The 21,372-nt window shown below is 38.4% G+C and carries 12 protein-coding genes; 2 read left to right on the top strand and 10 right to left on the bottom strand.

Annotation, left to right across the window (positions count from 1 at the left end; genetic code table 11):
- Nucleotides 1-120: 120 nt before the first annotated feature.
- On the top strand, nt 121-8,691 hold the full coding sequence (locus tag AC6ER8_RS08025) for a glycoside hydrolase family 94 protein (protein WP_497078275.1): 8,571 nt from the start codon (nt 121-123) through the stop codon (nt 8,689-8,691).
- Nucleotides 8,692-8,820: 129 nt separating this feature from the next.
- Nucleotides 8,821-10,125, top strand: coding sequence for a nicotinate phosphoribosyltransferase (pncB, locus tag AC6ER8_RS08020; RefSeq protein ID WP_497078273.1), 1,305 nt, complete (start codon nt 8,821-8,823; stop codon nt 10,123-10,125).
- Nucleotides 10,126-11,319: 1,194 nt separating this feature from the next.
- Here pncB and AC6ER8_RS08015 read toward each other — a convergent pair.
- The 10 genes from AC6ER8_RS08015 to nth form a co-directional block, all read right to left on the bottom strand.
- Nucleotides 11,320-11,706: a YbaN family protein gene (locus tag AC6ER8_RS08015; RefSeq protein ID WP_497078271.1), complete on the bottom strand. Its 387-nt coding sequence runs from the start codon at nt 11,704-11,706 to the stop codon at nt 11,320-11,322.
- Nucleotides 11,707-12,113: 407 nt separating this feature from the next.
- Nucleotides 12,114-13,019, bottom strand: a complete 906-nt coding sequence (locus AC6ER8_RS08010; protein WP_497078269.1) for a metal ABC transporter permease — start codon at nt 13,017-13,019, stop codon at nt 12,114-12,116.
- Nucleotides 13,016-13,882 carry a metal ABC transporter permease gene (locus AC6ER8_RS08005; RefSeq protein ID WP_497078267.1) on the bottom strand — a complete coding sequence of 289 codons (867 nt, stop codon included), beginning with the start codon at nt 13,880-13,882 and terminating at the stop codon, nt 13,016-13,018. The genes AC6ER8_RS08010 and AC6ER8_RS08005 overlap by 4 nt, the downstream gene beginning before the upstream one ends.
- Nucleotides 13,879-14,709 (bottom strand): manganese/iron ABC transporter ATP-binding protein, encoded by an 831-nt coding sequence (locus tag AC6ER8_RS08000; protein WP_497078266.1) that lies wholly within the window; start codon nt 14,707-14,709, stop codon nt 13,879-13,881. Before AC6ER8_RS08000 ends, AC6ER8_RS08005 begins: the two co-directional genes overlap by 4 nt.
- On the bottom strand, nt 14,706-15,614 hold the full coding sequence (locus AC6ER8_RS07995) for a metal ABC transporter substrate-binding protein (RefSeq protein ID WP_497078265.1): 909 nt from the start codon (nt 15,612-15,614) through the stop codon (nt 14,706-14,708). The genes AC6ER8_RS08000 and AC6ER8_RS07995 overlap by 4 nt, the downstream gene beginning before the upstream one ends.
- A 519-nt stretch (nt 15,615-16,133) precedes the next feature.
- Nucleotides 16,134-18,548: a phenylalanine--tRNA ligase subunit beta gene (gene pheT / locus AC6ER8_RS07990; protein ID WP_497078263.1), complete on the bottom strand. Its 2,415-nt coding sequence runs from the start codon at nt 18,546-18,548 to the stop codon at nt 16,134-16,136.
- 32 nt (nt 18,549-18,580) lie between these two features.
- On the bottom strand, nt 18,581-19,663 hold the full coding sequence (pheS, locus tag AC6ER8_RS07985; RefSeq protein ID WP_497078261.1) for a phenylalanine--tRNA ligase subunit alpha: 1,083 nt from the start codon (nt 19,661-19,663) through the stop codon (nt 18,581-18,583).
- Between the two features lie 95 nt (nt 19,664-19,758).
- Nucleotides 19,759-20,160, bottom strand: coding sequence for a 50S ribosomal protein L20 (gene rplT, locus AC6ER8_RS07980; protein ID WP_497075168.1), 402 nt, complete (start codon nt 20,158-20,160; stop codon nt 19,759-19,761).
- A 33-nt stretch (nt 20,161-20,193) separates the two neighbouring features.
- Nucleotides 20,194-20,397: a 50S ribosomal protein L35 gene (gene rpmI, locus AC6ER8_RS07975; RefSeq protein WP_497078259.1), complete on the bottom strand. Its 204-nt coding sequence runs from the start codon at nt 20,395-20,397 to the stop codon at nt 20,194-20,196.
- Nucleotides 20,398-20,554: 157 nt separating this feature from the next.
- A complete protein-coding gene (gene nth / locus AC6ER8_RS07970; RefSeq protein ID WP_497078257.1) occupies nt 20,555-21,316 on the bottom strand; it encodes an endonuclease III in 762 nt (253 codons plus the stop codon).
- Between the last annotated feature and the right edge of the window lie 56 nt (nt 21,317-21,372).

The raw sequence follows: 21,372 nt of genomic DNA, 5'->3' as shown, positions 1-21,372 counted from the left end.
ATAAATGCTTGCAAATAAAAACAAAAATTTTATTTTTTTGTTTATCAACGGTTCACTATTCAGATAAAATGCTTACAATTAAAATAAAAAAATAATATAATCGAATAACAATGGGACATTATGGCGTGCACAATACCTTTCATAAAGTGCTTTTTTTCTCAAAAAAAAGAAAAAGACCATTTTATTAAGACAGATTTTCCTCTTCGTGCAATTTATAAAGTGCAGGAAGATCTTTATAATTTAGGGAATGATATAGCTTCTGGTAAAGAAATTTTACTCCCTGAATATGAAGGAGTAGAAGATTTTCGCAAGAGACTGAATGAAAACTCTAAACTTATACTTCATGCTTTTCATACCAGTGATTTGGCTGCTCGAAACGATGAAACGATAGCACCCTCTGCTCAATGGCTTATTGATAATCATTACACTATTGATAAAACAATACAATTGTTACGCCGTAATCTCCCCAAGTCCTTTATAAAGAAACTTCCTCTTTCTACACAAAAAGCAGGAATACCACGCATTTTTGCTTTAACTTGGCTTTATATTGCACATACCGATAGTCGTTTTTCACAAGAAACACTCACGGCTGTGATTAATGGATTTCAAGAAGTTTCTCCGCTCACAATTGGTGAATTATGGGCACTTCCTTCTGTCATAAAAATGCTGCTCATTGAAAATGTGCGTCGTCTCTCCGTGCGTATCGAAAAAGCGCGGCATATGCGCCATCTTGCTAGTCAAGTGGCTGATAAAATTTCTCTTGTAGAAAATACAACAAGCTTAAACTCTCTTTTTACGCGGTATAAACCATTCATTGCTGATCCAACTTTTTCAGCGCATTTATTCTATCGTTTGCGTAGTGCATCTGTCGATTCAACTGTAGCCTTAACTTGGCTTGAAAAACAATTGGAAAGTCAAGGCAGTAGCTTAGAAAGTGCAACGGCTGATGAACATACCCGACAAGCAGCAGATGGCGTGACCATGGGCAATATTATCCGTGCTCTTAAAGCGATAGATGATGTTGATTGGACAGTATGGTTTGAAACAGTAAGTTGTGTTGATGCTATTTTGCGTAAAAATAGTGATTTTTCTGAAATTGACTTTCATTCACGCAGTATCTATCGACAAGTTATTGAAAAAATTGCACGATTTTCGCCTCTTAGCGAGCTGGAAATTGCTCATAAAGTCGTAGAAATGGCAAGCGCCACTTCTGAAGATACATCTCATTGTTCCTATGTGGGGTGGTATCTTGTCGATAATGGTCGAGATGCCTTTGAAAAAGCTTGTGGGTATAATCCACCTTTTTTCATAAAATGGGCACGTGCTTCTTATTGCTTAAAACTGAGAGTCATCGCCGTTCCTGTCTCTTTTCTGACACTTGCTCTTTTGTTTGCAGTTTACACCCTTTTACAAATATCTGGCATGACACGATGGGGGTCGTTTTGCTTTACTGTATTAGCGCTTTTTCCTGCTATGGATGCAGCTTTTTCTTTCTTTAATACGATTGTTTCATGGTTTGTTCCCTCAAGACAACTGATTGGTTATGAATATAAAGAAGGTATTCCAAAATATGCACGGACAATGGTTGTTGTCCCTACTTTGATAGCATCACGCGATGATATTGATGAGCAAGTGCGCAATCTTGAAGTGCACTATCTTTCCAATCCTAAAGGCGCTATTCATTTTGCACTCATTACAGATTGGGTGGACTCTTCCTTGAGAGAAACACAAGATGATATTGATTTGTTGCATTATGCGCGAAGAAGCATTGATAAACTCAATAGTCGTTATCATCGTAATGAATTTCCTCTTTTTTTCCTTTTACATCGCCGACGCCTTTATAATGAAAGTGAAAAATGTTGGATGGGATGGGAACGAAAGCGGGGAAAACTTCATGAACTCAATCGGCTGTTAAGAGGCGATAAAAATACGAGCTTTTATCCTCCTGATCCACATCTTCCTATGGATTGCCGTTTTGTTATGACACTGGATTGTGATACACGTCTTACCCCTCAGAGTGTCACAAAACTTGTTGGAAAGCTTAATCATCCACTTAATTATCCTATTTTCGATCCGCAAAGTGGAAAGGTTGTAAAAGGTTATAGCGTTTTGCAACCGCGCATTATTCCCTCTCTGACAACTGGGAAAAAAACATCAATTTTCCAACGGGTTTTTTCTACCAACCGTGGCATTGATCCTTATGTTTTTGCTGTTTCTGATACTTATCAAGATCTTTTAGGAGAAGGCAGCTTTATTGGTAAAGGTCTTTATAATATTGATGCATTTGAACAAGCACTGGATGGTAAAATTAAAGAAAATTCTGTTCTCAGTCATGATCTGTTAGAAGGAGGTTATGCCCGTACGGCTCTTGTAAGTAGCATAGAAGTCATTGAAGATTATCCAACAGCTTATCATATTGATGTTATGCGTTATCATCGCTGGATTCGTGGTGATTGGCAACTTTTACCTTATCTTTTTTTCCCCCGTCAAATAAGCTCTGTGACGCGTTGGAAAATGCAGGATAATTTGCGTCGTTCTTTCACGCCATTGATGTGGTTAATCGCAGCATTTGCAGGATGGGCTTTTTTGCCATTAAAGAGTGCAATCGTATGGCAAATATTCTTGCTGCTTAGCGCCTTCATTGCACCCATTTTATGTGTATTAAAAATGTTTGTCTCATCCAATATAGATTATTCTTTGCGCGGGCATTTTCAATTAATTGGGAACAAAATTTCTCTTACAAGCGCTGATATATTTCTTAAAACAACGTTTCTGGCTCATTCGGCATATTTTATGACCGATGCGATTATTCGTACACTCTACCGTATGATGATTTCAAAACAGCACCTTCTTGAATGGAAGACCTCTGCTGCAACAAAATCAGCTCCTAACCGTTTAAGTTTTTATATCCTTATCATGGCACCAGCATCGCTTATTGGTGCCCTTGCCATAGCGCTCCCTCTTTTTTCTGATAGTTTTGCAAGCCTTATTGCTTTACCTTTTGGGATAGCATGGTTTTTTTCACCCCTCATTGCTTGGGCTGTGAGTCAACCTTCAACATTTCAAGATAGCCTTGATCTTTCTTCAAAAGATGAAAAAAAACTCCGCTCTATTGCAAGGCGGACATGGCTTTATTATGAAACTTTTGTCAATGAACAAAACAACTATTTACCTCCCGATAATTTTCAAGAAGATCCTGAACCTCTTGTTGCGCAACGTACGTCTCCTACCAATATTGGGCTTTATCTTCTTTCTGTTATTGCTGCGCGTGATTTTGGCTGGATTGGTTTTGAAGAGACCATCAGCCGTATTGAATGTACATTACGCTCTCTTGAAAAAATGGAAAAGTTCCGTGGCCATCTTTATAATTGGTATGAAACGAATACACTTAGACCTCTTTTGCCGACTTATGTCTCAACCGTTGATTCAGGAAATCTTGCTGGCCATTTGGTAACACTCTCTTCTGCTTTAAGTGAATGGACTGAAAAACCGGCTCTTCTTTTTAAAAGTGACCGAGAAGGCTTAGCGGATGTTCATGCTATTCTTGAAGAAACTTTCCAAGAAATTGCAAATGATCGATCCGATTTACACCCTTTACGCCAAAGAATCGAAGAAAATATCACTCGTTTTCATCATTCTGTTCGTACTTTTATAGAACAAGAAAACACTTCCTCTTCTTATATCGCGGATCTGTTACGTGCAGCCCATGATATTGGGCACTTAGTTGATGAACTTGATCAAAAAATTCAAACAATAGAATCTGCTCGTGCACTTTCTTGGGCTAAATGCCTTATCGAGACTTGCAACATTCATTATCGTGATGCGACTACTCATTATGATACTGAAAAATTATGCAAAAAACTAAATAGATTGGCTATAGCGGCACGAAAAATAGCCTTTGATATGAAATTTGATTTCTTAGAACAGCCTAAACGGCACCTTTTATCTATTGGATATCGTGTGCAAGAAAACAAACTCGATGAAAATTGTTATGATCTACTCGCTTCAGAGGCACGTCTTGCAAGCTTTTTTGCCATTGCAAAAGGAGATATAAAACTTAAACATTGGTTTCATCTGGGACGCCTCCTCGTCCCCATAGGTTGGAAAGGTGCGCTCCTATCATGGTCTGGTTCCATGTTTGAGTATCTTATGCCATCTCTTGTGATGCATGAACCTTTAGGATCTCTGCTAGATCAAACAAATCGACTGATTATTCGTTGTCAAATGCAATATGCCCATACACGGGAATTGCCATGGGGTATTTCAGAGGCTGCATTTAACACGCGTGATCATTTAATGAATTACCAATACGCTCATTTTGGTGTTCCAAGCCTCGGACTCCAACGTGGTCTCTCACGCAATGCTGTCATTGCTCCTTATGCAAGTTTTCTAGCGGCACAATATGCACCTGCTTGCGCTGTAAACAATTTAAAACGGCTTCGTAATCTTGGAACTTTAGGAACCTATGGTTATTATGACTCTGTCGATTTTACCCCTTCACGCTTGAAGACAGGGGAAAAATACGCTGTTGTACGCAATTATTATGCGCACCATCATGGCATGTCTATTCTTGCTCTTAACAATGTTATTTTTCGAGGGCGAATGCGTGATCGTTTTCATCGTGATCCTGTTGTTGAAGCAACGCAATTGCTCTTACAGGAAAGAGCGCCTCATCTTATTCCTATGATCCACACCAAAGCGATTAATCGCATGCGTAATAAGTCTCAAACATTGGATGACGCCCCTTTGCGCATTATTACAAATCCGTTGCTCAAACCACGGGCAACGTTACTTTTGTCTCATGGCTTTTATTCTACCATGTTAACCGCAAATGGCTCTGGTTACAGCCGTTGGCATGATTATGCGATTACGCGTTTTATGCCTGATGCAACAGAAGATCAACAAGGCACTTTATTCTTCTTACGCGATATACATAGTGGACGGTGGTGGTCTGTGACCAGTGAACCAACACGCGTTATTGAAGAAGAAGCTGTTAGCATTTTTACGGATGAAAAAGCTGAATATAGGAAAATAGTTGATGGTATCAAATCAACACTTGAATGTCTTATTACATCTGAAGGGAGTGGTGAAGGGAGACGTATTCAATTGATGAATACAACAAATAAAGACTGTCTTATTGAAATTACTTCGTATGGTGAACTAGCACTTGCAACAATGGATATGGATAGTGCGCATCCTGTTTTTTCACGGATGTTTATAGAGACGGAAATTGCTGATGAAGGAAAAACAATTTTTGCCAAAAGGCGTAAACGCTCACCGAATGACCCTGAAATCTATGTTGCTCATTTTGTTTCCAGTACAACAGATACTCTCCAAGAGACAGAAGCTGAAACGGATCGCTCGTTATTTATTGGGCGGGGGCGATCCATTCGTCGGCCTGCTGCATTTGATAAAAATGCGCGGTTCAGTAACAGTCAAGGTTGTGTTCTTGATCCTATTATGTCATTGCGATGCCGTGTAAAAATCCCAGCTCATGGAAAAGCTGAACTTGTTTTTTGGACTTTTGCGGCTCATGCAAAAGAAACACTTCATAATCATATGAAACATTATCGGCAATCTGATATGTTTCAAAAAGAACTTTCAATGGCATGGACACGCTCACAAGTCGCACTATACCAAAGCGGAACCCAGCTTAAAGAAGCCATTGTTTATCAAAAATATGCAACGCCGCTTATCTATCTTGATCGAACATGGCGTCTTCCTTCTGAAATATTAGCCAAAACGCTTGGAAAACAGTCTGATCTTTGGCCTATGTCCATTTCAGGAGACAATCCAATCTGTCTTCTTAGATTAAATAACGAGGGAAATATAACGGTATTGCGTGAGCTTCTTAAAGCACATGAATATTGGCGTATGCGGGGACTCATCGTTGATTTGGTCATTCTCAATGAACAAACATTTTCTTACATACAAAATACACAACGCGCTCTTGAGTGGGTCTGTGAATCTTATCGACATCATATGCAAGAAACAGATGAACGCCAACATATTTTCACGCTTCGACGTGATCACATCAGTGAACAGAGCTTTAGAACGCTTCTTGCAGCAGCACGCATCGTTCTTGATGCACAAAATGGCTCTTTGTCTGAACAGCTTAAACGACTTGATGAGAGTGATTTTGATTTCACAATCCGTAAAAATTACCAAGAATCGTATGATCAATTAGACTCGCCAAAATATAACGAAGAAAGGCGGGTTACAACACAAACTGAACAAAATCTTTTTGCTTCTATTGGTCTTGTTAGCCACCAAAAACCATCCTCTTTCCACACAAATGGAGAAGATCTAAAATATTGGAATGGTTACGGTGGTTTTAATCAACATAATCATTATGTCATACGTCTTCATGGACACACTACCACACCCCATCCGTGGATTAACGTCATTGCTAACAAAAGCTTTGGCTTTCATGTCTCTGCTGAAGGTGCACTTTTTACTTGGGCTCACAATAGCCGCGATTATCAATTAACGCCTTGGGCCAATGATCCGACGTCTAACCGGCCAGGTGAAGCACTTTATCTGGTTGACCGTCAGTCTTTAAAACGTTTTTCACCCATTTCTGCTGTAGAATGTGATGAAAATGTGATCTATGAGGCTTGTCATGGTTTTGGATTTTCAACTTTTAAATCGACACATTCAGAAATCGCATTAGAACTAACGCATACACTTGACCTAGAGAAACCTGTCCGCTTTTCACGTCTTATCCTTAAAAATGAAGGGGAAAAACCACGCAGTTTACGCCTTTATAATTATGTTGAATGGGTTTTGGGTAATGTTCGTACAAAATATGCCCCCTTTATTGTTTCCTCTTATGAAGCCAGATGGGGTGCACATTTTATTCAAAATCCCTATCATATTGAAAAGTCTCAACAAGTTACATTTTTATCCGCATCAGAAATGCCTACAAGCACCACGACCAATCGCGCTGAATTTATTGGTGCAACGGGAACCGTAACTCATCCAAATGCGATCTGTAAAGCTGGTGCTCTTTCCAATACGGTTGAAGCAGGATGTGATCCTTGTTCCGCATTCGCCTATGATATTGATCTTCAACCAGGGCAAACAAAAGAAATTATCTTCTATCTTGGCAGCGCTGAAAATAGGCAAGAAGCTGAAAAATTACTCAATAAAGTACGTGTCAGTGATTTTGAAACTTTGCTTACACAACAAGAACAATATTGGAGTCATTTTGTTTCCCCATTCCAAGTAAAAACACCTGATCCCTCTTTTGATATCATGGTCAATCATTGGCTTCCTTATCAAGTCTATGCATGCCGAATCATGGCACGTGCAGGATTTTATCAAGCCAGTGGTGCATTTGGTTTCCGCGATCAGTTACAAGATAGTTTGTCTTTACTATTGCTGGAACCACAATTGACACGTGAACAATTGTTAAATGCCTCTGCACATCAATTTCTTGAAGGTGATGTACAACATTGGTGGTTGCCTGATACGCAGGCTGGCATTCGCACACGCATTTCTGACGATATCGTTTGGCTAGCATATGCAACAGCTCTTTATGTCAATACCACGGGCGATGATGCTTTTCTTGATACGCTTATTCCTTTTATTGAAGGAGATATTCTCAAAAGTGGACAACAGGATGCTTATTTTCAACCCACCCAATCCTCAAAGGTTGCAACAGTCTATGAGCATTGTGCTTTAGCTTTAGATCTTGCCATTAAACGCTGCGGTCCTCATGGACTTCCGCTTATCTTAGGGGGTGATTGGAATGATGGCATGAATTTGGTAGGAAGCCAAGGAAAAGGAGAAAGCACGTGGTTGGGATGGTTTCTTGGGAGCACACTACAAGAATTCATTCCTTTAGCTCAAAAACGGAGTGATAATACCCGTGTTGAAACATGGAGTGCTTACTTTGAACGTTTGAAAAAATCCCTAGAAAAAAATGCTTGGGATGGCGCTTGGTATCGACGTGGTTATTTTGATGATGGGACGCCTCTAGGTTCTCAAACCAATGATGAATGTCAAATTGATAGCATTGCTCAATCTTGGGCTGTCATTTCTAAAATGGCACCACTGGAGCGTCAAAAACAGGCTATGGCCTCAATGTTTGAACATCTATATGATGAAAAAGGGAAACTTCTCCGTCTTTTCTGGCCTCCTTTTGATAAAACAACGCTCGAACCTGGTTATATAAAAGGTTATCCCCCAGGCATTCGAGAAAATGGTGGGCAATACACCCATGGTGCTATTTGGAGCATTTTAGCGCTTGCTGAAATGGGTGAAAGCGATAAAGCGTATGCTTTATTTTCTATGATTAACCCCATTACTCATGGACAAAATCCTGAAACCTATCGAGTTGAACCTTATGTGATGGCTGCAGATATTTATGCTGTTGAACCACACCGTGGTCAAGGCGGTTGGACATGGTATACAGGCTCAGCAGCGTGGTTTTATCGTGCGGCAACACAAGCTATTCTTGGCATACAGCGTCAGGGAGATCTGTTGTTTTTACAGCCAAATTTACCCTCTCTTTGGCCAAAATATGAAGCAGAAATGAAGTTTTATGATGCCGTTTATTCCATTAAAGTCAAATGGGGATCTGAAAATATGCTTCACGTTAATGGCAAAAAATATACCGAAGTTCATACCGGGATAAAATTACAAAAAACAGGTCAGCATGAAATTATATGTATTGTTAAATCCTAAAGACGAAAAAAGAGAGCATATTTTTTATTATTGTCCAAAACTGTAGAGTTGTTATAGTTCTTGCACCGCATATATTGATCTTGTTGGTGCATAATATTTTAGATTTTATGAGACTGAAAGAAAAAGATTATGAATCATCCGGATATTGCTAGACGTGTTTACGATCATACTTGGAAACTTGATCCCATTATTCGTTCACTTCTTGATACGGATTTTTATAAGCTTCTTATGGTACAGATGATTTGGGGGCTTTATCCCACTGTCAACGTGACTTTTTCTCTTATAAATCGCTCTAAAACAATACGTCTTGCCGATGATATTGATGAGAGTGAATTGCGTGCCCAACTTGACCACGCCCTTAGTTTGCGCTTTACAAAAAAAGAAATGATCTGGCTTGCTGGTAATACATTTTATGGACGCAAACAAATTTTTGAACCGGATTTCCTTCAGTGGCTTGAGAATTTTCAACTTCCAGAATATGAACTAACCCGTAAAGATGGCCAATATATTCTTCATTTTCATGGTCCGTGGGCTTATAGCTCTATGTGGGAAATTCCAGCTCTTGCTATTATCAGTGAGTTACGTTCACGTGCTGCTATGAAAAAATTAGATCGCTTTGCTCTTGATGTACTTTATGCGCGGGCTAAAGCCAAAATGTGGAGTAAAGTTGAACGCCTTAAAAAATTGCCTGATATTAAAATATCCGATTTTGGTACAAGACGCCGCCATTCTTTTTTATGGCAGCGCTGGTGTGTGGAAGCATTAAAAGAAGGTATTGGTCATTCTTTTACGGGAACTTCGAATGTCCTTCTTGCCATGGATACAGATTTAGAAGCTCTTGGAACCAATGCCCACGAATTACCTATGGTTATTGCTGCTCTTAGTAACAACGATGATGAATTACGCAGAGCTCCGTATCAAGTTTTGCAAGATTGGAACCGTTATTATGGTGGGAATCTTTTGATTGTTTTACCTGATGCCTTTGGTACGGAAACATTTTTATGTGATGCTCCAGATTGGGTCGCAGATTGGACGGGCTTTAGACCAGATAGTGCACCTCCTATTGAAGGTGGAGAACGTATTATTCAGTGGTGGAAAGAAAAAGGGAAAGATCCGCGCGAAAAACTCTTAATTTTTTCTGATGCACTTGATGTCGATACAATTGAAAAAACTTATCATCATTTTCATGGAAAAGTGCGCATGAGTTTTGGATGGGGTACTGATCTTACCAATGACTTTACAGGCTGTGCCCCTCAAGAAATCGCAACCCTTGATGCTCTTTCTCTTGTTTGTAAGGTGACCCATGCCAATGGTCGACCAGCTGTAAAACTTTCAGATAATCCTGAAAAAACGATTGGTGATTCAAAAGAAGTACAACGTTATCTGAATTTTTTTGGTAATAAAAAGCGTATTGCTAGACCTATAAAGATGTAGTTTTCGGCTCTGTAAACCGATCATTAACGCGTCATATTGTTTTATAAGGTTAACCTTTTTCATATCCTAAGGACGAGAATTCTTACCCCTTGCAGGTCTCCTTAATAGTTTGGCTTCAGTAGATTTTTCTTAGCTTTCCATACATGTCGTTTACTTAAAACTAAGGCTCGATAAGAAAAACTTAAAAATACGGTACGATGCACTTAAAAGATTTCACGTGCTGAGAAGGTTTAACGAAAGAAGCTTACATGCTTTATATCATTGTTATAGATAAAAGTATTTTACGGTATAACAGGATACTATTATTTTTTATATTGAGTGAGGATTACCGTAAGTTTTATCTCATTTTAAATCTATTTTTGGATCAAGCACAATCATCTCTTTGCATGCTACGACAAGTGGAATAGTTTCGTGTGGATAAAAACTATAAAACAGCTCTTATGAATGCAAAAGGCTATGGCAATATTCGCAATGGGTAAGGCAACCTTTGAGCATGACAAATAGCGTAGTGACAATCAGATCGCATCTGACAAAAGAAGGGTAGTGGTGATCAAATAGATTTTACAGGACATTTAATATTATACTCTAGAGCCCTTACGAAGGGGCATACAGCATTGAGAAATGTTTTGTGTAAAATAAGCGTGTAAATAACACGATAGGTATGAGGGATTTTTTTTATTTTACGTGAAAGACATGATTCATAAAAGCAGAGAATGTGATCATATTTTATTTTGAATAAGCTTCATGCAAAGTCAGAAAATTCGTTTATGCGCATATCACCACAAGAATACATGAATATATAAAGCCATTTGAACAAAATTCTGTTGTTTCTTATGGCTTATCCTTAAACTAAAAGTGTAGGAGAACATTGATCACTATAATAGATTGGCTTCTTAAGCGTATAAGTATAAAATAATGAAGTTAATAAGCTTTATATGATGTTCTCATCAAGAGATATGAAAACAAACGGAATGTCTTGCTAAAAAATGCGATATGAATGAGTTTTAAGGGGGGAGTGCATAATTTGCTTTGCTCATAGAAATTATTGCACAAACATACAATTAATCAATTTCTCTTAAAAAGCTTGTTATTTCATATGCGTTTTGGACCTAAAAAGGTTATATCTAAAACTTAAAATAGTTTTCACAAATAAGTCAAAGCTAAAAAGAGCATCTCATAAAGCCTTTTTTCTCATTATGAAGATGGACGCGTTACAATATAAAGAGCAATTAACAGTAATATAACGGCAATGAGTAACGAAATCCACAAAGGAGGGTATACCATTACGAAAAAGGATAAAAATCCTCCTGTCATACTTATCATTGCAAAAACTTTAATAAATGGGGAGATAGCTTTTTTTTCTTCCCATCGTTTAAGCGGAGGACCAAAAATACGATGATTATTCAACCATTGATGAAAACGTGGGGAAGAACGCGTAAAACACCATGAGGCGACCAATAAAAAAGGTACAGTCGGCATAATAGGAAGTATCACACCGATAATACCTAATATAACCATTATCCAACCTGCTATAGAATAGCAGATGCGCAAAGGATGTGATATTTTGAAATATTTCTTCATTCTCTTGTATTATTTTCTTCTACGCAAAACATCACACAAAAATATTGCATCTATTTTTTTTGGCTGTTCATATGTTTGAGCGCACAAACATTCTCTCCATCTTCATGGGTAAGCATCTTTGCTGTTATAAGTTCCTTAAGAATATTAAATAGCTTCGCAATATGATAATTATTGTATGACTTCAAGAAATAAAAAGAGATTCTAGAAAAGAAAAAAAATAAAAAGGCTGCAGAATAAATCAATGCAGCCTCTTAATTAAGAATGCAGTGTTGGGGGGGAGAATATGCACTGCATTCACCTGCTAGACATTAGGAGGAAAAATAACCTAGCACCCCGAAATCTAATTAAAATAAGCATGAGAAACAATATATAAAAATGCATAGCTGATATGCATGAATTTAAATTCTTCAAGTTTCTTGAGCTGTGTTTTGACGAAAGAAAATTGCCATGAAAATTGCCATAAAAATTAACGTTAAGATCAACACAATTGTGGAAGCAGAATCAGAACCGATAAATAAGCTGAGATAAATCCCTAAAAAACCAGAAACAGCCGCAACAAATATAGCGATCATCAACATGAAAGAAAATCGTTTTGTGATAAGATAAGCAATTGCTCCTGGGGCTATTAATAAAGAAATAACGAGAACAATACCAACCGCTTTCAAAGCTGCAACAATTGTCAGAGAAATCATAGTTAAAAGAGTATAGTGGAGCAATGATATTCGCAGTCCCATAGCACGGCCTTGAACGGAATCAAAAATATACAGCATAAAATCGCGCCATTTTGCTCCTAGAATAAAAGTAACAATGGCAGAAATGATCGCCGTCTGTGTAATATCAAGCCAGTTAACACCCAATAGGTTACCGAATAGAATATGATTTAAATCTAAGCTGCTATAGATAGATGTTGCTAAAACAAGCCCTAAACCAAACATCGATGAAAAAACAACGCCCATCACTGTATCTTGTTTGATACGACTATTGCTTCCCAAAAAACCTGTTGTCAGTGCACAAACCATACCGGCAACAAAAGCCCCACAAGTAATCAAAGTCATTGTAATATTCTCTGGACGTATATGCTGGAACCAAGCAAAGGGCAAAGAAGTTAAAAATGCTATCACCCATGGTGTTGTCATATAACCAACCACAACACCTGGAAAAACAGCATGGGAAATGGCATCGCCTAATAGTGCCCATCCTTTCAAAATAAGAAAACAGGAAAGCATTGCCATTGGAATAGAAAGGATTGTAACAATAAGCATGCCTTTCAGCATAAAAGAAAACTGAAAAGGAAGTAGTAATTGATCAATCATGATAACATCACACCTTTTTTGGCTGCATTTATCCGTAAACGCGCAGCAATATATCCGTGTTTAGGAGCAAAAATAAAAGCTAATATAAATAGAAATGCTTGAAAAAGCACAACAACACCACCTGTTTGCGCATTTAAAAAATAACTCACATAAACACCCAATACGCTTGTGAATGTCCCAATTATAACTGCAATAACCAAAATATTTACAAAACGATCACTTAAAAGATAAGCTGTTGCTCCAGGTGTCACAACCAAACAAATGACCAAAAATGCTCCGACTGTTTGCATAGCAGCAACAGTACAAGCAGCAAGCAATGTGAAAAAGAGAATCTTTAAAAACTTTACATTCAACCCAATGGCACGGGCATGTGTTTCGTCAAATAAAGAAACGAGAAGATCTTTCCATTTCAAAAGCAGTATAAATAAAGACAAAAAACCAATAAAAGCTAATTGTATAATATCTGATGAACTAACCGCTAAAATATTTCCTAAAACAATCGTATCAATATTAACCGCCATCGGTTTTAATGATTTAAGAAATAATCCAAAAGCAAAAAAGGAAGAAAAAATGAGACCAATAATGGTATCTTCTTTCAGTTTTGTCCGATGATTAAAAAAAAGCATTGCTGCTGCTGCAAGACCACCAGAAAAAAAAGCGCCAAGTGAAAAAGGTAACCCTAAAAGATAAGCTCCTGCGACACCAGGTACAATCGAATGGGAAAGCGCATCACCAATCAATGACCAACCTTTTAACATCAAAAAAGCCGAAAGAAAGGCACAAACACACCCAACTAATCCAGAAACCCACATCGCATTTACCATATATTGATAGCTCAGTGGCTCAAGCAACCAAGAAATCATGCAACGTGCTCCACTCTTTCAGCATTATCACGAACTATAGACTGTTTTCTCCCCATGAAAGCATCATTTTTTTTGGTGCCTTGAAGATTAAAAAGATGGTGGTGCAAAGCCCCTCCAAAAGTTTTTTCTAGATTTTCCTTTGTGAAGATTTTTTCTGTTAATCCAGAAGCTAATACGGTCCCTTTTATTAAAACTGTATGATCACAAAATTCTGGAACAGAGCCTAAATTGTGAGTGGAAACCAAGATGACCGCTCCTTCTTTACGAAGCTCTTGTAACAAAGCAATAATTTTATCTTCTGTGGTAACATCAACCCCTGTAAACGGTTCGTCTAATAAAATAGCTTTTGCTTTCTGTGCCAGAGCACGCGCCAGAAAAACACGTTTTTTCTGTCCACCAGAAAGTTCTCCAATTTGGCGCTTGGCAAAAGACAACATATCAACCCGTTCTAAGGCAATACGGACAGCTTCATAATCTTTTGTACGTGCATAGCGAAAGAAATTCATATGACCGTATCGTCCCATCAAGACAACATCTTCAACCAGAACAGGAAAATTCCAATCAACATCTTCACTTTGAGGAACATAAGCAATAAGGTTTTTTTTCAAAGCCATATCAACGGGCGAATCGAATATGCGAATTTTTCCCTTTGAGGGACGTACAAACCCCATAATTGCTTTAAATAACGTTGACTTACCGGATCCATTCACACCAACCAATGCCGTAATAGACCCCGTTGGACTTTCAAAATTTACTTCGCGTAAAGCTGTATGTCCATTACGATAAGTTACTGTTACTCCTTCGGCAAATATTCCAGATTTCGTCATTGGCTTTTTACTCCCTCTAATAAGGCTTTGCTAATACGTCCACTCGTGACACGTAATAAATCGATATAAGTGGGGACTTCACCATTTTTCTCACTGAGAGAATCAACATAGAGAACACCTCCGTATTTGGCTCCTGTTTCTCTTGCGACTTGTTTTGCAGGTGCTGGAGAAATTGTGCTTTCAGAAAAAACAACGTGAATATTATGTTTGCGAACCATATCAATAACATGCTTAACCTGCTGTGGTGTTCCTTGCTGGTCAGCATTAATGGGCCATAAATAGAGTTCTTTCAGATCAAAATCATGTGCTAAATAGCTGAAGGCACCTTCACTGGTCACAAGCCAACGTTTATCTTGAGGCACGGCTTGCAATTCCGATCTAATTGGATCAATCGTTGCACGAATCTTCTTTTTATAAATTTCAGCATTTTCTTTATAAATAGCAGCATGCTCAGGATCATATTTTACAAAAGCATCGCGTATATTATCAACATAAATTAAAGCAGCAGTTGGTGACATCCATGCATGAGGATTTGGCTTACCGCTAAATGGGCCTTCACCAATTGTAATGGGGACAACACCTTTTGAAACAACAACACTTGGAACATCCTTGATGTTTTGAAAAAACTTTTCAAACCAAAGCTCTAACTCTAATCCATTCCACAATACAAGGTTAGCGCCTTGCGCACGCATAAGATCACGGGGGGTAGGTTGATATTCGTGAATCTCAGCCCCTGGTTTTGTAATCGATTCAACATCAGCAGCATCACCTGCTACATTTCGTGCCATATCAGCAATGATGGTGAATGTTGTGACAGCTTTAAATTTACCAGCACATACCGCCAAATTGGGAGTGAAAAAAATAAAACTACCTAGAATTAGAGTAAAAATCTTTTTTATATTCATTAATTTTCTCTTCATATTGCGAATGATTTGCATTATCATTTAGCAATAACAGTTATCTTTTGCATTTGCAATGAAGGATTTTTACAAAAATTAACTTTTCAAGCCTTTTAAAAACAATTCTTTCTCGTCTTAAAAATTTACCTTGAAAAAATGAATGATTTTAAAGAGAAGGCTGTTTTGCACAGCATTATATAAAAAGCAGAGATATCTTTCTCGCTCGTTTCTGAAGACCTTATGCTTTATGGCACTTTTATGTCTTATAAAACCTATGTTTTTTTATTGCTGATTAATCAACATCTCATTCCAATGATAACATATTAATTTATAAGAAAATTTATCTTTTTATTGAGTTAATATTCTGAATATCATAGGATTTTTTCATTTTAAATCCTCTTATTATAAATCAATGGAATGTCGTAAAATTCTCTTTTAAAAGAATTCGATAGACTTCAAGATTTAAAAAAATAAAGGAGCATTTTGCAATGCTCCTGTCTTTATTAAAATTTATTCCGAAAAGACTCAACGACGAAGATAAGCGCCTGTCATTTTAGTGACATTTTCTATCACTTTTGCAGCAATTTCTTCTAGGTCTTTATCTGTCAAGGTGCGTTCAATCGGTTGAATAACAATTTCAATAGCAACAGATTTCTTATTTTCACCAAGGCTTTGATCTTCAAAAAGATCAAAAATTTGCACGGAATGAATAAGTTTTTTATCGGCTCCTTGAGCAGCACGAACAATAAGTGAAGAAGCAATTGTTTTATCAACGATAAATGCAAAATCACGCCGCACCATTTGAAATGGTGATAATTTCAAAGGAGGACGGCTTTTTGTTGTTTTTTTCTTTGGCTCTGGAATTTGATCTAGAAAAATTTCAAAGCCGCATAAAGGACCACTAACATCTAATTTTTCTAGGGTTGCTGGATGAAGAACACCAAAAAAACCAAGAATAATTTTTGAACCAAGTTTTATGACTCCTGAACGGCCTGGATGATACCAATCAGGGGCTCCAACTTCAATCTGTACTTTTCCAATATCTATATTGCATGCTTCTAAAACGGCTAAAGCATCTGCTTTGGCATCAAAAACATCAACAGCTGTTGCATTTCCATTCCAAAAACGCCCAGCCCCTTCAAATTTCTCTGTGCCACGACGAATCCCACTCACGATACGTCGTTGTTTATCAGGGGTATCACCTTCATAAATGCTGGAAACTTCAAACAAAGCAAGATCAGAAAAACCACGATCAGCATTTTTCTGGGCTGCTATGAGCAACCCAGGTAAAAGAGAAGGACGCATCACGGACATATCAGCGGCAATAGGATTGACTAATTTAAGCTCGGCTTGACCTCCTCCAAAAGCAAGAGCCTGATTTTCAGAGATAAAAGACCACGTCACCGCTTCTTTCATACCGCGATGGGCTAAAGTCAAACGCGCAACTCGTGAACGAATTTGCACGCTTGTTAAAACTTGATCTTTTCCTTCTGCGAAGTTTTCCAAAGGAATAGGTTTAATTTTATCTAACCCATAAATCCTCATGACTTCTTCAACCAAATCGGCTTTACCCATAATATCAGGGCGCCATGATGGTACTTTTACTGTAACGACATCTCCCTTTCCCTCAACGCAAAATCCAAGTTTTGTTAAAATAGAGATGGCTTTTGCAGGCTCTATTTCCAAATGTGTCAAACGTTTAATTTCAGAAAAAGGAAAAGCGATCTGTTTGATTTCTTGTTGCTGATAGCCAACAATTTTTTCCTTGGATACTTCACCGCCACAAAGACGTAAGACCATTTCTGTTGCAAGCTCAAGTCCTGTTTCCATAAAAACTGGATCAACGCCCCGTTCAAATCGATAACGTGCATCACTGATAAGCCCTAATGCTCTCCCTGTGTGGGCGATACTTTTTGCATCCCAAAGTGCCGATTCAATGATAACGCGACGTGTTGTTTCATCACAGCTTGTCCTTTCACCGCCCATGATACCGGCAATCGAAACAACGCCCTCTGCATCGGCAATGACACAATCGTGAACGCTCAAATGATAGGTTTTTCCGTTCAACGCTTGAAGTTGTTCCCCTTCACGAGCACAACGAACAGACAAATTTCCTTTAATTTTATCGGCATCAAAAACATGGAGCGGACGACCAAGGTCAAAACAGATGTAATTGGTCATATCAACCAGTGCATTAATCGGTCTTAAACCAATTGCATTCAAACGCTGTTGTATCCACTGTGGTGATGGGCCATTTTGAACATTGCGTACCTCACGCCAAGCAAAGCCTAAACATAACGATGTATCTTGCGCAAAATCGAATGAAACATCGAGAGGAGTGTCAAAGGAAGCTTCAAATTTTGCTAAAGACAATTCTTTTAATTGTCCGATTCCAGTGGCAGCAAGATCACGTGCAATACCACGAACACCTGTGCAATCAGAGCGATTGGGGGTTAAACCAATATCAATGATTGGATCATCTAAACCGGCATAAGTTGCAAATGAACCCCCAATAGGTGCATCTTCTGGAAGTTCAATAATGCCATCGTGTTCACCTGATAATTCAAGCTCTGCTTGTGAGCACATCATTCCAAAACTTTCAACACCGCGGATTTTTCCTACAGATAATGTCACATCGAGTCCTGGAACATAAGTGCCTGGTAATGCAAGAACACCAATAAGACCAGCACGCGCATTTGGTGCTCCACAGACAATTTGTAGAGGTTTAGCAGTTCCTGTATCGACTGATAGAATCTGGAGTTTATCTGCATCAGGATGTTTTATTGCCGTTAAAACTTTTGCAATCACAAATCCTTTTAAAGAAGAGCGATCATCAACGTGCTCAACCTCAAGACCGATAGCTGTTAGTTTCTCACAAATTTCATCCAAAGATGCGTTTGTCTCTAGGTGATCTTTTAACCACGACAATGTAAATTTCATTTTAAAACCTCACATGAAAGCGATGACTAAAATCACACATTTTTATTAGGAAAAAAAGCAGGCATATCAAAGCAACGAAAGCCATAATGATCTAACCAACGAAGATCAGCATCAAAGAAAGCCCGTAAATCAGGCATACCGTATTTTAACATGGCAATACGATCAATGCCCATTCCCCATGCAAAACCTTGATATTCATCGGGATCTAACCCAACATTTTTTAATACATGAGGATGCACCATTCCGCATCCTAAAATTTCCAACCAATCCTGTCCTTCTCCAAACTTTACTTCTGAACCAGAACGATCACATTGAATATCCACTTCCATAGAGGGTTCGGTAAAAGGGAAAAAAGAGGGACGAAAACGCATATTTACAGAAGCGACTTCAAAAAATTCTTTACAAAAGGTTTCATGCAGCCACATCATATGCGCAATAGTGGAGGTTTTATCAATGACAAGACCTTCGACTTGATGAAACATGGGGGAATGCGTTGCATCTGAATCCATGCGATAAGTTTTTCCAGGAATAATGATCCGTATCGGTGCTTTTTGTTTTTCCAGTGTACGAATTTGTACAGGTGATGTATGGGTGCGCAATAATTTGCGTTCTCCCATTTTATCAACATCAAAAAAGAAGGTATCATGCATTTCACGTGCTGGATGCCCTTCAGGAAAATTCAATGCCGTAAAATTATAATAATCTGTTTCAATATCAGGTCCCTCTGCGAGAGAAAAACCCAATTTCGTATAAATGGCGATAATTTCCTCAATCACTTGTGAAATAGGATGGATACGTCCCCGTTCCATAGGAAAAGAGCGAACAGGCAAGGTAATATCAACCATTTCACGAGCAAGACGAGCATCCATTTCTTGTCTTTTTAGAAGATCACGCTTTTGTGCCCATAATTCTAAAATGCGATTTTTTAATCCATTAAGAACGGGACCAACTTTTTGACGCTGGCTCGCCTCCATTTTTCCTAATTCTTTTAATTTTTCAGAGATGCTGCCTTTTTTACCTAATGCTGCAATACGCACTGTTTCAAGTGCCTGTTCATCCCCCGCAGCTTCTAAAGCTAAACAAATTTCTTGTTCCAGACGCTCAATATCGTTCATATTTTTGCCTATTTTTTTAATAAAAGAAAACCCGCACTCGCAACAGCCAGCACGGGACCTCGGATAAATAAATGCTTTAAGAGAACACGACTGGCTTACTTGACAGCGCTTTCAAAAGCATTAGGTGTTGTATCTTTTAAATATTCTAAAGCTTTTTTTGCCGAAGCGACTAAAGCAGAAAATGCTTCCGCCTCGTGGATTGCTATATCTGAAAGAACCTTACGATCAACTTCAATACCGGCTTTTGATAAGCCATCAATAAAGCGTCCATAAGTGAGACCTTCTGCACGAACAGCTGCATTAATTCTTTGAATCCACAAAGCACGGAAAGTACGTTTTCTATTTTTGCGATCACGATAAGCATACTGCTTTGAACGATCAACGGCTGCTTTAGCTGCACGAATGGTATTTTTACGACGACCGTAAAAACCTTCAGCTTGTTTTAAAACTTTTTTGTGCTTAGCGTGTGCTGTCACACCTCTTTTCACACGTGCCATATTATAATCTCCTCAAAATCAAAAGCGTAAGGTTTAAATACCATTCGGCAAATAATGCTGAATGACTTTTTTAGCATCTTGTTCACACAAAACCATTGTTCCACGTGCATCGCGAATAAATTTATTCGAACGCTTAATCATACCGTGGCGCTTACCTGCAGCTGCTACTTTAACTTTGCCTGACGCTGTGATTTTAAACCGCTTTTTAGCGGATGATTTGGTCTTCATCTTGGGCATTTTGCTACTCCATACATCAATTGATTCAATCAAACATTTTATTTGCTCAAACGGACCAACGCTTGAACAAGCATTTCAAACAGCCACGGCATGCCCTGCCGGGCGGCTCTTCAAAGACGCTTTCATAAGCTAGTATACACAAAATAGCAAGACCGTATTATAAAAAAATGGGTGCTCCATTGCCTTGAATTTCAATCAAAGGAGCCGGAATAGCATTTGTTTTGCTTGCGGCTTTACAGAGATCAGCAATAATGCATTGTGTACATTGTGCTTTACGCGCTTGACAAATATAGCGTCCATGTAAAATCAGCCAATGATGTGCATGACGAAGATAACGGGTTGGTATAATCTTTAATAATTTTTTCTCGACAATTTCTGGTGTTTTGCCAGGCGCTAAACCAAGGCGATTACTTAAGCGAAAAATATGTGTATCAACCGCCAATGTAGGCTGACCAAAAGCAACATTCAAAACAACATTAGCAGTTTTTCGTCCCACGCCTGGAAGGGCCATAAGTGCTTCACGTGTATTAGGAACTTGACCGCCATATTGATCAATTAAACAGTTGCAAAGCGCGTAAATATTGCGTGCTTTTGCACGCCAGAGACCAATTGAACGGATATGATGGGCTATTTCTTCTTCTCCCAATGCAGCCATTTTTTCCGGTTGATCAGCAAGATAAAATAATTTCTTTGTCGCTTTATTAACGCTTACATCTGTCGCTTGAGCTGAAAGGACAACAGCAACCAAAAGCGTAAAAACATTTGTATAGATAAGGTCACTCTTAGGTGTAGGACGTTGTACAGAAAAACGATGAAATATTTCTGTAATTTCATCTTCATTATACAATATACCAGATAAATTTCGCATTTTTGATAATTTTATGGTATTTTGAGATGTTTTTATGTTACTTTGAGGCATTGAATTCTCTTAATCTTCTCTCTTGAAGTTATCATTCACGCTCGCCATATGAGAGG

This window comes from Bartonella sp. SL320 (assembly GCF_059687635.1).
This window is presented reverse-complemented; position numbering and strand designations above follow the sequence as displayed.